Source organism: Pantoea sp. PNT03, assembly GCF_014852515.1.
In the GTDB taxonomy this organism is placed as follows: domain Bacteria; phylum Pseudomonadota; class Gammaproteobacteria; order Enterobacterales; family Enterobacteriaceae; genus Pantoea; species Pantoea leporis.
The window spans coordinates 99396-112215 of sequence record NZ_JACVBT010000005.1; the positions used below are offsets into that span (position 1 = coordinate 99396).

A 12820-nucleotide genomic window follows, 5' to 3' on the forward strand; every position below is an offset into this window, starting at 1 on the left:
GGCAGACCCAACAGGTCGCCCAAGTGTATCTGGCTGGAGGCCAGACGAACGTCCTCAATGTAAAGCAAATTTCGGATTACGCCCTAATTTTCTGCCCTTAACACCATCCATTTGTGACAAAGACTACACTTTGTGCTGTTGATGATGAAAAGGAGCGCGTCGAAGTATGCCACAAAATACGCAAGGATTTTCATTTAAAGTCCTGACGATCAATACCCACAAGGGTTTCACCAGCTTTAATCGCCGCTTTATCCTGCCGGAATTGCGTGACGCTGTTCGCGCCACGTCGGCGGATATCGTCTTCCTGCAAGAGGTAATGGGTACCCACGCCATCCATTCGCTGCACATTGAAAACTGGCCGGAAACCTCCCATTACGAATTTCTGGCCGATACCATGTGGAACGATTTTGCCTATGGCCGCAACGCGGTTTATCCCGAGGGACATCACGGGAACGCGATATTGTCACGCTTTCCCATCGTTGAATATGAAAACCGCGATATTTCCGTCGCCGGAAGTGAAAAACGCGGCATGTTGCACTGCCAAATCCGCCTGCCGGATCGGGCGGAACCGCTGCATGTGTTCTGCGTACATCTCGGTCTGAAGGAGAAACATCGCCAGGCGCAGATGAAGATGATGTGCGACTTTATCGATACGCTGCCGCCCGATGCGCCTTTGGTGGTGGCCGGTGATTTTAATGACTGGCAGGTCAGCGCCAATCGCTTTCTCAAACGCGCGGTGGGCTTAGAGGAAGTGTTCAGCATCAAAACCGGCCGCCCTGCCCGCACCTTCCCGGCGCGTTTTCCGCTGTTACGGCTAGATCGTATCTACATCCGCAACGCTACGGTGAGTAAGCCGTGGGCGCTGCCGGTAAAACCCTGGTCTCACCTGTCCGATCATGCGCCGTTAGCGGTGGAGATTTTCCTATGAGTTTCAATTGGCGCGACGGTAATCAGCTCCGTCTGTTAGAAAATGGTGACCAGTTTTTCCCGCGCGTATCAGGCGCGATCCAACGCGCCGAGCGCACGCTGCTGCTGGAAACCTTCATCCTGTTTGAGGACGAAGTCGGCAACGATCTGCACGAACAGCTGCTCAATGCGGCGCGGCGCGGGGTCAAAGTCGAGGTGATGGTCGATGGCTACGGCTCGCCAGACCTCTCCGACCGATTTGTGGATAGCCTGACGGCCGCGGGCGTGCGCTTTATCTATTACGATCCGCGTCCGCTGGTGCTCGGCATGCGCACCAATGTGTTTCGTCGCCTGCACCGCAAGATTGTGGTGATCGATGAACAGATCGCCTTTGTCGGCGGCATCAACTTCTCCGCTGAACATAACATCGATTTCGGTGCAGAGGCCAAACAGGATTATGCCGTGGAGGTGAAAGGCCCGGTGGTGCTGGATATTGCCCAATACGTGCAGCAACAAATGGGCAGCGAACAGCACACGCGGCGCTGGTGGGGTGCGCGTTCCCATCGCCCGGCGGTCAACGCCATGCCCGGTGAAGCGCAGGTGTTGTTTGTCTACCGCGATAACGACGAACACCGCGACGACATCGAACAGCACTATCTCGCCATGCTGCGCAAGGCACAGAAGGATGTGATCATCGCCAACGCCTACTTCTTCCCCGGCTATCGTCTGCTGCGCGAAATGCGCAGCGCGGCTCAGCGCGGCGTGCGCGTCAGGCTGATTGTGCAGGGCGAGCCCGATATGCCGATCGTCAAAGTCGGTGCCGAGCTGCTGTACAACTATCTGGTCGATGGCGGTGTGGAAGTGTATGAATATTGCCGCCGCCCGCTGCACGGCAAAATTGCGGTGCAGGATCAGCAGTGGTCCACCGTCGGCTCCAGCAACCTCGATCCACTGAGTTTATCTCTCAATCTGGAAGCCAATTTGATGGTGCACGATCGCGCTTTCAACCAGACGCTGCGCGACAATCTGGAACTGCTGATTCAGCAGGACTGCGTGCGCGTGGAGGATGACAAGCTGCCGCCGCGCAACTGGTGGCAGCTCACCAAGGGCGTAATTGTGTTCCACTTTTTACGTCACTTCCCGGCTATTGCCGGATGGTTGCCTGCGCACACGCCACACTTGTCGCAAGTTGCTCCCCCCGTACAACCCGAAATGGAAACTCAGGATCGGGTTGAAGCCGATAATTCAGGAGCAAAATCCTAATGTCGAAAAAGAATCCGCGCTGGCAACTGGCGAAGAAAATCCTCACCTGGCTGTTTTTTATTGCGGTGATTGTGCTGCTGGTGGTGTATGCGCGCAAGGTGAACTGGGAAGACGTCTATACGGTGATCGTCGGTTATAACCGCTATGTGGTGCTAAGCGCTGCTGCACTAGTGGTGGTGAGTTATCTGACCTATGGCTTGTACGACCTGATTGGACGAGCCTACTGCGGCCATAAGCTGGCGAAGCGCCAGGTGATGCTGGTGTCGTTTATCTGTTATGCCTTCAACCTGACGCTCAGCACCTGGGTTGGCGGCGTGGCGATGCGCTATCGGCTCTACTCAAGACTCGGTTTGCCGGGCAATACTATTACGCGCATTTTCTCGCTGAGCATCGCCACCAACTGGCTCGGCTATATTCTGCTGGCCGGCGTGGTGTTTGCGGCGGGCATGGTGCCGATTCCCTCCGGTTGGTTCATTGGTGAAACCACGCTGCGCATCATTGGCGCGGTGCTGCTGGTGATGGTGGCGGTCTATTTGTGGGCTTGCGCCTTCGCGAAGAAGCGCCGCTGGACGGTTAAAGGCCAGCATCTGCAGCTGCCTTCGCTGCGCATGGCGCTGTTCCAGTTTGCGGTCTCCTGCGCCAACTGGATGGTGATGGGCATGATTATCTGGCTACTGCTGGCGCGTCAGGTGGATTATCCGATTGTGTTAGGCGTGTTGCTGATCAGCAGTATCGCCGGTGTGATCATTCACATCCCGGCCGGGATTGGCGTGCTGGAAGCGGTATTTTTGGCGCTGCTCAGTGGGCAACACGCCTCGCACGGCACCATTATTGCAGCGCTGCTGGCTTACCGCGTGCTCTATTTTATTCTGCCGCTGTTGGTGGCGCTGGTGCTCTATTTGTGGCTGGAGAGCCGCGCGAAGCATTTACGGCAGAAGAATGAGCAGAAGATGGAGAAATCGGTATCGCGGTGAGTTTGTGCGGAGTTCCCCTCTCCCGCAGGCGGGAAAGGGGACAGTTTGTTGCGTGGTTTAGCGGCGGTTGCCGAAGATGCGCAGCAGCATCAGGAACAGGTTGATGAAGTCGAGATACAGCGTTAACGCACCCATGATTGAGGCGCGACGCAGGTTCTCTTTGTCATTGACGTTGATATTCTCGCCAATCGCCTTCAGCCTCTGCGTGTCATAGGCGGTTAAGCCAACAAACACCACCACGCCGATATAGGTAATCGCCCACATCAGCGCCGGACTTTTCAGCCAGAAGTTCACCAGTGACGCCAGCAAAATACCGATCAGCGCCATAAACAGCAGGCTGCCAAAACGGCTCAGGTCGCGCTTAGTGGTGTAACCGTAGAAGCTCATGGCACCGAACATCCCGGCCGTCACGAAGAAGGTGCTGGCGATGGATGAGTAGGTGTAAACGAGGAAAATACTCGCCATGGTTAATCCGGTTAGCGCCGAATAGAGCATAAACAGTGCGGTGGCGACCGCGCCGCTCAGGCGATGCACCATGCCAGACAACACAAACACCAGCGCTAACTGCGCGATGATCAAACCGAAGAAAGTGATGCGGTTAGCAAACACCAGTTCCATTACTGCAGGTGTGCGGGCAGCAAACCACGAAACAAACGCGGTGAGCAGCAAGCCGCAGGTCATCCAGCCATACACCTGCGCCATGTAGGTCTGCAGCGAGGTGGATGCCTGCTGCACGATTGAATCATTACGTGGATATCGATCCATGAAGCGCCTCATTAGCGGTTACGTTAACAAACTCTGTAAGTGTGGAGTGTACACCCGTTTGCGTCAACGGCGCGTCAAGCACTGTTGATAGCGGCCATTTACGCGCTGAGCAAACCACGCGGTGGTGAGATTGCGGGTGATTTTCGGGCTCTCCAGCTTGATGCCCGGCAGCATTTCGCGCGGCAGACGTTTTCCGGCCATCTTATCGGCGAGGATAAAGGTCTGCTTCCACAGCGTGCTGTTAGCAAAATCTTCGCTGTCGCCCTTCTCCAGATCGCGGCGGATTTCGCGATTGCTCATATCCAGCTGCTTGCTAAGGCTGCGCACCGCCAGTTCGGTGGAACCGGCCTGATCGCTGCCATAGACGATCAGGTCGCCGTCCAGTGCCAGCTTGATGCCGCTGGCGCGCGCAATGGCCGCCTGAAATGCGGCGTTGCGGCTGGCGTACCAACCGGCGTTGAAGTCGGCAAAGCGATACAGCGGCTGGCTGTAATCGGCCGGGTAGCCAAGCAGATGCAGCGTGCCGAAGTAGATACCACCGCGACGGGTGAAGACTTCACGACGAATCGAGCCGTCAACCGCATACGGATAGCCTTTGGCGTGCGCTTCCGCAAACGCAATGCTGACCTGCATCGGCCCGCCGGTATGAATTGGGTTGAGGTTGCCAAACAGCTTTTGCCCCATCGGCACCATATCGATGAAATCATCAAAAATGGCGCTCAGCTCTTTCTCGCTGCGCACCTTATCCAGACGCGCAGCATAGCTTTCGCCATTTGGTGATTTGATCAGCAGAGCGGTGCGCACCAGAAATGCCGGCACATGCACTTTGGCGGCGCGGCGATCAATCTCGCCCCAGGCGATTTTCGGTAAGCCCGGCACCACCGCATCGGCGCTGAAGTTAGACTCCTGATCGGTAACGGCAATCACCGCGCAGAGGTTGCTGATGCTGGCATCAATTTGCTGCACGCGGAACGCGGTATAGATATCGTCGGCCCAGGCGGATTTCTGTTTAACGTCGCTGGGCAACAAATGCTGGATTTGGCTTTTTACATCGGCGGGCTGACGCGCGGGCGCCTGCGGCTCTTTTTTCGTGCTACAACCGGCCAGCACCAGCGCAGCCAGCAAAGCTGCGCCTTTCATCATCTTGCTCGTGTTCATCCTGCTCCCTGACGCCAACAAAAACCGTACCTTAACGTTTTCAGTGGCCTGCCGCTATCGGAGCCGGAGGATTTTGCGCGCTAGCTCCAGCGTTCAGCGGCCTGATGATCGCTATCTCGGGCATCAACCCAGCGATCGCCTGCGGCGGTGGCTTCACGCTTCCAGAACGGCGCGCGGGTTTTCAGGTAATCCATGATGAACTCGGTGGCGGCGAATGCGCTGCCGCGATGCGCGCTGCTGACGCCCACAAACACGATCTCATCGCCGGGAAACAGTTCGCCAACGCGATGGATCACCGTGACCTGCTGCAGCGCCCAGCGCTGACGCGCGTCTTCTACGATCTCCCCCAGCGCTTTTTCCGTCATGCCGGGATAGTGCTCCAGCGTCAAGGCCGCCACGCTGGCACCGAGATTGTGATTGCGCACTTTGCCGGTGAAGGTGACGACCGCGCCATCGCTGTCATGGGTGGCGAGTTTTTCGTACTCTTCGCCGACGTTGAACGGCTCTGAACCCACACGAATCCGCGTTTCCATCATCAGCCTCCGGTGACCGGCGGGAAAAAGGCCACTTCATCACCCGCACGCAGCGGATGACTCATCGGCACCAGCGTTTGATTTACAGCCGCCAGCAGCTTGCCGGATTCCAGCGCCAGCGCCCAGCGATCGCCCTTCTCTGCTAACGCCGCGCGCAGCGTGGCGACATCGGCGTAGTCAGGCTGCAAATCCAGTGAAGCGGTGCCGGTTAATTCCCGCACCTGAGCAAAAAACAGCACCTTAATCATGGCTCACCGCCTTGAAGTCGCCGGATTTGCCGCCGCTTTTGGTCAGCAAACGCAGCTGGTCGATGACAATGTCTTTTTGCACCGCTTTGCACATGTCATAGATGGTGAGCGCTGCAACGGACGCCGCCGTCAGCGCTTCCATCTCAACGCCGGTTTTGCCGGTAAGACGACAGAGTGAGGTGACGCGCACGCGATTGTGCTGCGGTTCCGCCAGCAAGGTAACTTCCACCTTGCTCAGCATCAGCGGATGACAGAGCGGAATCAGTTCCCAGGTGCGTTTCGCCGCCTGAATACCGGCGATGCGTGCGGTGGCGAACACGTCGCCTTTGTGATGGCTGCCGTCAATAATCATCTGCAGCGTTTCGGCGCTCATCAGCACCAGCGCTTCGGCCTGCGCTTCGCGCACCGTTTCGGTTTTGCCAGAGACATCCACCATGTGGGCTTCGCCAGCGGCATTGATATGAGTTAACGATGACATACTTACAACTTCTTCAAATGTGAGACGAAATTACACGGACGCGTACGCGCATCCAGCTGATCTTCGATAATGCGTTCCCAGGCGCTGCGGCAGGCGTTGGTTGATCCCGGCACGGCAAAAATCAGCGTCTGATTGGCTAATCCAGCCACCGCGCGCGACTGCAGCGTCGAGCTGCCGATCTCTTCATAGGAGATCATGCGGAACAGCTCGCCAAAGCCTTCGATTTCGCGGTCCAGCAGCGGCAGCAACGCTTCTGGCGTGCTGTTTTTGCTATTGAAACCGGTGCCGCCGTTAACGATCACCACTTGCACATCGTCGCTGGCAACCCAGCGCGATACCGTGGCACGAATGCGATAGCGGTTATCTGACACAATCGCGCGATCAACCACCTGATGCCCGGCTTCCGCCAGCGCTTCACGCAGATAATCGCCCGATGTGTCATTGCTGGCATCGCGGCTATCCGAGACGGTCATCACCGCCACATTTAAGGCGACAAATTCGCCGGAAGGTTTACCCATGGCCGTAACTCCTGTGTTTAGCCACCAATAAAGGAGAGATTTTGCGTGATGCCGGTGTTGCCCTGATGCAGGAAATGCGTCTGCTTTTTCTGCCCAAGGCTGTGCGCAATGCGCGCCTGCAACTCATCTTGCTGATCGTCAGAGGCCAGCAGATCGCGCAGCGACACGCCGCCGTCACCAAACAGGCACAGATGCAGATTGCCCAGCGCCGAGACGCGCAGGCGGTTGCAGCTGGCACAGAAATCTTTCTCGTACGGCATGATCAGGCCGACTTCGCCCTGATAATCGGGATGACGGAACACCTGCGCCGGACCGTCGCTGCGGCCGCGCGGCTGGCGTTGCCAGCCTTGCAGGATCAGCTGATCGCGGATCACTTCACCGGAGATGTGATGACGGCGGAACAGATCGCTGCCTTCGCCGGTTTCCATCAGTTCGATAAAGCGCAGTTGAATCGGTCGCAGGCGCAGCCACTCAAGGAAGGTGCTAAGGCTGTGGCTGTTCACATCGCGCATCAGCACGCTGTTGACTTTCACTTTCTCGAAACCGGCATCAAAGGCGGCGTCGATTCCCGCCATCACCTCGGCAAATTTGTCCTGGCCGGTAATGGCGTGAAACTGGCGTGCGTCGAGGCTATCGACGCTGACGTTGATATGGGTGAGACCGGCAGCGCGCCAGGCATGTACGTCACGCGCCATGCGATAACCGTTGGTGGTCATCGCGATCTGGCGAATGGCGGCGTTTTCACGCACTGCAGCGATGATGTCGGTGAAATCACGCCGCATGGAGGGTTCGCCGCCCGTCAGGCGCACTTTTTCCGTGCCCGCCGCCGCAAAGGCACGCGTCACGCGACGAATCTCATCCAACGAGAGAAAACTTTTATTGTGCGTACCGTTCGGCTTATAGCCGTTCGGCAAACAGTAGGTACAACGGAAGTTACACACATCCGTGACCGACAGGCGCAGATAGTAAAAGCTGCGCGCATAGGCATCTGTAAATTGTGGCACCTGAACACCTTTCCAAAGTCGGGAGATGCAGTCATTTCTTTCTGCACCCTGGCAGCTCAAGGCTGCGGCCTGCCTTCCATATCTATAACGACTTAGGAAACCAGGCTTGGGAGTTTGTTGTCATTATGGACAACACGGTTAAAACGAATGGTAGCGCGATTAACGGTTAGCATCCATGAGTGATTTTCGCTATATATCTTGATGCATAACGTTTTTTCACCGCATTTTCGCGACAGGATACGGTAAAATGCACCACAGATATTGATGCACATCAGTTCAACTACGCCTCAACGCGAGGACGTCAGTGACAAAGGAGAAACATGAATCGAACCCTGGCAGATTTGGATCGCGTAGTGGCATTAGGTGGCGGACACGGTTTGGGCCGCGTGATGTCGGCGCTGGCACCGTTAGGTTCGCGCCTGACCGGCATCGTCACCACCACCGACAACGGCGGATCCACCGGCCGCATTCGCCGCTCGGAAGGCGGCATTGCGTGGGGCGATATGCGTAACTGCATCAATCAGTTGATCACCGAACCGAGCGTCGCCACCGCGATGTTTGAGTATCGCTTCACCGGTAATGGCGAGCTGGCCGGACACAACCTCGGCAACCTAATGCTGAAGGCGCTTGATCATCTCAGCGTGCGCCCGCTGGAAGCCATCAACATCATCCGCAATCTGCTCAAGGTCGATGCGTTTCTGATCCCGATGTCGGAACAGCCGGTCGATCTGGTGGCGCAGGATGGCGAAGGCAATATGGTGTACGGCGAAACGGCAATTGATGAGATGAAGCAGCCGCCCCAAGAGTTGATGTTACATCCGAATGTGTTGCCAACCCGTGAAGCCATCGAGGCGATTGGCGAAGCGGATTTGATTCTGATTGGCCCCGGCAGCTTCTACACCAGCCTGATGCCGATTCTGCTGATGGAAGAGATGGCGCGCGCGCTGCGCCGTACGCCTGCCACCATGGTGTTTATCGGCAATCTGGGCCGCGAACTGAGCCCAGCGGCAGCTAGCCTGAATGTGGCCGATAAGTTGGCGATCATGGAGAAAGCGATTGGCAAGCGGGTGATTGATGCGGTGGTGGTGAGTCCGGCCGCCGATATTCGCGGCGTGGAAGAGCGTTTAATCATTCGCGAACCGCTGGAGGCCGCCGACATCAAATATCGCCATGACCGCCAGCTGCTGCGCATCGCGCTGGAACACGCGATTCAGGCCGTTTAATTTCCAGGTGCGCATGAATGCGCACCCTACGAAAACCGCGCTGAATTCCTGTAGGGGCGTCATTCATGGCGACCTGGATACCACGATCACGAAGCCGCAATAAACAGCTCGCGCAATTGATGCAACTGATCGCGCACGCTGGCAGCCTCTTCAAACTCCAGATTCTGCGCGTGCTGCTGCATCTGCCCTTCCAGCTCGTGAATCTTCTTCTGCATCGCCTGCGGCGTAAGCGCCATATAGTTGGCTTCCGCTTCTGCTGCGGTGCGTGAGGCGGTTTTGCCTTTACCACGCGTTTTCACTACGTTTTTGCCGAGCTCAAGAATATCGGTGATCTTCTTGTTGAGCCCTTGCGGCGTAATGCCATTCTCTTCGTTGTATTTCTGCTGCTTCTCACGACGACGCTCGGTTTCGCCCATCGCGCGCTCCATCGACGGTGTGATTTTATCGGCGTAGAGAATCGCCCGGCCATTGATGTTACGCGCGGCGCGACCAATGGTCTGTATCAGCGAACGCTCCGAACGCAGGAAGCCCTCTTTATCGGCATCGAGAATCGCCACCAGCGACACTTCCGGCATATCCAGACCTTCTCGCAGCAAGTTGATGCCAACCAGCACATCAAATTCGCCAAGACGTAAATCGCGGATGATCTCCATACGTTCCACAGTATCGATATCCGAGTGCAGATAGCGCACCTTCTCGCCGTGCTCCACCAGGTATTCGGTAAGATCTTCCGCCATACGCTTGGTCAGCACAGTCACCAGTACGCGCTCGTTAATCTCAACACGCTTGCGGATTTCCGACAGCAAATCGTCGACCTGCGTCGCCACCGGCCGCACTTCCAGAATCGGATCCAGCAGGCCGGTTGGACGCACCAGCTGATCGATCACTTCACCACCCGATTTTTCCAGCTCGTAGTTGCCCGGCGTGGCCGACACGTAAATGGTTTGCGGAGCGGCTGCTTCAAACTCTTCAAACTTCATCGGACGGTTATCCAGCGCCGACGGCAGGCGGAAACCGTACTCCACCAGCGTCTCTTTACGCGCGCGGTCACCACGATACATGCCGCCAATCTGCGGAATGGTGACATGCGATTCGTCAACCACCAGCAAGCCATCCGCCGGTAAATAGTCGAACAAGGTCGGCGGCGGCTCGCCCGGTCCGCGCCCGGAGAGATAGCGCGAGTAGTTTTCGATGCCGGAGCAGTAACCCAACTCGTTCATCATCTCGAGATCGAACTGCGTCCGCTGGGAAATACGCTGCTCTTCCAGCAGCTTATTGTTCTCCAGCAGCACTTTGCGGCGCACCACCAGCTCATCTTTGATCTCTTCCATCGCCTTAAGAATGCGCTCACGCGGCGTCACATAGTGCGTTTTCGGATAGACGGTAAAGCGCGGGATTACCGAATCAATCTGCCCGGTGAGCGGATCAAACAGCGACAGCCGCTCAACTTCTTCATCAAACAGCTCAATACGCAGCGCAATATCGTCCGATTCTGCCGGGAACACATCAATCACTTCGCCGCGCACGCGGAAGGTGCCGCGCTGGAAGGCCTGATCGTTGCGAGTGTATTGCAGCTCCGCCAGACGACGCAGAATGCTGCGCTGATCGATAATCATGCCGCGCGTCAGATGCAGCATCATTTTCAGGTAGAGATCGGGATCGCCCAAACCGTAGATCGCCGAAACCGAGGCCACGACGATGACATCACGGCGCTCCAGCAGCGCTTTGGTCGCCGACAGACGCATCTGCTCAATGTGCTCATTCACCGAGGCATCTTTCTCGATAAAGGTGTCAGAACTCGGCACATAGGCTTCAGGCTGATAGTAATCGTAATATGAGACGAAAAACTCCACCGCGTTATCCGGGAAGAACTCCTTCATCTCACCGTAGAGCTGCGCCGCCAGGGTTTTATTCGGCGCCAGCACCATCGTCGGGCGGTTGAGGTCGGCAATCACATTCGCCACGGTAAAGGTTTTACCTGAGCCGGTCACGCCCAACAGCGTTTGATGCGCGAGTCCATCTTCCAGTCCCTCTTCGAGACGGCGAATCGCCTCAGGTTGATCCCCTGAAGGCTTGAAAGCGGAGTTGAGTTTAAAGACTTTGCTCATGTTTTAGCGGTTCCAGCAGATGAAGTCGGCGGGCAGGCTGCTAATTCTACTCTGCTATGGCGAATTTGCCAGAAAAAAATACTGGACATAATCACAGTAACCTTGCACGATAATGGCACCTGACGGCGATTCTCTTCAGTGCAATTTAAGCGGCAGGCGGCAAGTTGTTGTTGCGCAATGTTATCCCCAGGCGGAGGATGCTTTTAACATTTGTCAATAGAGTGTCATTAAATTGCAGTCCGATGACAAGGCAGATAATTCGCATGCTTGATTTTAACTAACCTGCTGTTTTAATTCACTTTGACTCAAAAGCCCAGTTTCTCATCATAATGTAGGAAGGCCGCGAATTTACTCGCTTCCACACGGTTTTCAGTCGCTAATGCACAAGGTTATCCACAGTAATGGTGGATAAGTGAATCCAGCCCCGAGCCCATCGGCTGTGTATAATTTTCTCCCGCCCATTCTTAAGCGTGAAAAAAAAATTTTTCGCATTTATTTTTCCCGCCGTGCGTGTCGCATTACCCCCCTTTTTCCGGCTTTACCTTCCCGTGCCCGGCGAAAAGTCAGGCGTTAAGGCCATTTATTTCTCCGGTTATTGCCTTACGAACGATCAAATGCACCAGAAACGTTAAGCAGTCAGCACCGTCAAAGTGCAGTCGGTTTATCACCGCTGGCAATTGTTAAGCGTTTCTCAACTTTTAGCCGCTGATTTGTCAGGTTTCCGCCGCAGTTGCGCCTGAATTCCTAACCTGGCCTGGGAATTGCAGTGTTAGCACTATGGAGTGACGAGTCCATATCGGCGCTTGCCGACGACAGCGGTGTCCATCAATCGTGCACGACTGTATGCCAGACGACACAGAGCGGGAGCATTCAGGCTAATAATCTGGAAGGAGTATGTCAGATGCTGAGTTTACGTTCGGTGAATCAGTTTTACGGTCAAAATCACATTCTGTGGGATGTCGATCTCGATCTGCCGCCGGGCACCTGTACCGGCGTGCTGGGCAGTCCCGGCATGGGCAAAACCACGTTGGTGAACTGCATTATGGGCCGCCTGCCAATTAACAGCGGCTCGATGACCTGGCAGGAAGATGGCGCGCCGCCGGAAGATTTACTGTTGCAACCGGCCGAACTGCGCGCGCGCACCGGCATTGGTTATGTGCCGCAAGGACGGCATATTTTCTCGCAAATGAGCGTGGAGGATAACCTGCTGATCGCCCTGATGGCGGCACAGGACGATCGTAGCCGTGCCATTCCAGAAATGGTGTTCGACCTGTTCCCGGCACTCTATTCATTGCGCCATCAGCGCAGCGGCGAGTTGCCAATGGAACAGCAACAACATTTGGCCCTGGCGCGTGCGCTAGTGCTGCAACCCAAGCTGGTGATTCTGGATGAGCCGACAGAAGGGATGTCGCCGTGGCTGGAAGAGGAGATGGGCAATCTGATTCGTCGGTTAAACCGTGAGTATGGTTTAACCATTCTGCTGCTTGAGCAGCACGTCTCGTTTGTCCGCCGCGTCGCCGATTATTTCCTGCTGCTGCATCGCGGACGCAATGTGGCGCACGGCAAAGTGGCGCAGCTGGATGATTTGACGGTGAATAAGTGGCTGACCGCAAGGTGAAGATGTAGCCAGGTCGCCGTGAAT

Annotated in this window: 13 protein-coding genes and 1 riboswitch; of the genes, 5 read left to right on the forward strand and 8 right to left on the reverse strand. The window is 56.1% G+C overall.

Annotation, left to right across the window (positions count from 1 at the left end; translation table 11 throughout):
* Positions 1-166: 166 nt before the first annotated feature.
* Genes IB226_RS17665 through IB226_RS17675 form a run of 3 tightly spaced genes read left to right on the forward strand, consistent with a single transcriptional unit; the run spans position 167 to position 3143 of the window.
* Entirely contained in the window at positions 167-928 is a 762-nt protein-coding gene (locus IB226_RS17665; RefSeq protein WP_101763169.1) for an endonuclease/exonuclease/phosphatase family protein, read from the forward strand.
* A complete protein-coding gene (gene clsB, locus IB226_RS17670) occupies positions 925-2169 on the forward strand; it encodes a cardiolipin synthase ClsB (protein WP_192236599.1) in 1245 nt (414 codons plus the stop codon). The genes IB226_RS17665 and clsB overlap by 4 nt, the downstream gene beginning before the upstream one ends.
* On the forward strand, positions 2169-3143 hold the full coding sequence (locus IB226_RS17675) for a lysylphosphatidylglycerol synthase domain-containing protein (protein ID WP_101763171.1): 975 nt from the start codon (positions 2169-2171) through the stop codon (positions 3141-3143). Before clsB ends, IB226_RS17675 begins: the two co-directional genes overlap by 1 nt.
* Before the next feature lie 57 nt (positions 3144-3200).
* Here IB226_RS17675 and IB226_RS17680 read toward each other — a convergent pair whose 3' ends face one another.
* From IB226_RS17680 to moaA, 7 genes are all read right to left on the reverse strand, one after another.
* Positions 3201-3908, reverse strand: a complete 708-nt coding sequence (locus tag IB226_RS17680; RefSeq protein WP_101763172.1) for a Bax inhibitor-1/YccA family protein — start codon at positions 3906-3908, stop codon at positions 3201-3203.
* Between the two features lie 63 nt (positions 3909-3971).
* The gene (locus tag IB226_RS17685; RefSeq protein ID WP_192236600.1) at positions 3972-5066 is read right to left on the reverse strand and encodes a DUF1615 domain-containing protein; all 1095 of its coding nucleotides are present in this window, start codon (positions 5064-5066) and stop codon (positions 3972-3974) included.
* 80 nt (positions 5067-5146) lie between these two features.
* Positions 5147-5599: a molybdopterin synthase catalytic subunit MoaE gene (gene moaE / locus IB226_RS17690; protein ID WP_110865769.1), complete on the reverse strand. Its 453-nt coding sequence runs from the start codon at positions 5597-5599 to the stop codon at positions 5147-5149.
* Between the two features lie 2 nt (positions 5600-5601).
* Positions 5602-5847 carry a molybdopterin synthase sulfur carrier subunit gene (gene moaD / locus IB226_RS17695; RefSeq protein WP_101763175.1) on the reverse strand — a complete coding sequence of 82 codons (246 nt, stop codon included), beginning with the start codon at positions 5845-5847 and terminating at the stop codon, positions 5602-5604.
* Positions 5840-6325 (reverse strand): cyclic pyranopterin monophosphate synthase MoaC, encoded by a 486-nt coding sequence (gene moaC / locus IB226_RS17700; protein ID WP_110865768.1) that lies wholly within the window; start codon positions 6323-6325, stop codon positions 5840-5842. The genes moaD and moaC overlap by 8 nt, the downstream gene beginning before the upstream one ends.
* A 2-nt stretch (positions 6326-6327) precedes the next feature.
* Positions 6328-6843, reverse strand: a complete 516-nt coding sequence (moaB, locus tag IB226_RS17705) for a molybdenum cofactor biosynthesis protein B (RefSeq protein ID WP_192236601.1) — start codon at positions 6841-6843, stop codon at positions 6328-6330.
* 17 nt (positions 6844-6860) lie between these two features.
* Positions 6861-7847 carry a GTP 3',8-cyclase MoaA gene (moaA, locus tag IB226_RS17710; protein ID WP_110865767.1) on the reverse strand — a complete coding sequence of 329 codons (987 nt, stop codon included), beginning with the start codon at positions 7845-7847 and terminating at the stop codon, positions 6861-6863.
* Positions 7837-7972: riboswitch (molybdenum cofactor riboswitch) on the reverse strand. (Overlaps the previous gene by 11 nt.)
* A gap of 195 nt (positions 7973-8167) precedes the next feature.
* On the opposite strand from moaA, the gene yvcK reads away from it, so the two are divergent.
* Complete coding sequence (gene yvcK, locus IB226_RS17715; RefSeq protein WP_110865766.1) at positions 8168-9070, forward strand: uridine diphosphate-N-acetylglucosamine-binding protein YvcK; 903 nt, start codon at positions 8168-8170, stop codon at positions 9068-9070.
* An 86-nt stretch (positions 9071-9156) separates the two neighbouring features.
* Here the strand turns inward: yvcK and uvrB are convergent, their stop codons facing one another.
* Positions 9157-11178: an excinuclease ABC subunit UvrB gene (gene uvrB, locus IB226_RS17720; RefSeq protein WP_192236602.1), complete on the reverse strand. Its 2022-nt coding sequence runs from the start codon at positions 11176-11178 to the stop codon at positions 9157-9159.
* A 901-nt stretch (positions 11179-12079) separates the two neighbouring features.
* Here uvrB and IB226_RS17725 point away from each other — a divergent pair.
* Positions 12080-12796: an ABC transporter ATP-binding protein gene (locus tag IB226_RS17725; RefSeq protein WP_110865765.1), complete on the forward strand. Its 717-nt coding sequence runs from the start codon at positions 12080-12082 to the stop codon at positions 12794-12796.
* Positions 12797-12820: the final 24 nt, after the last annotated feature.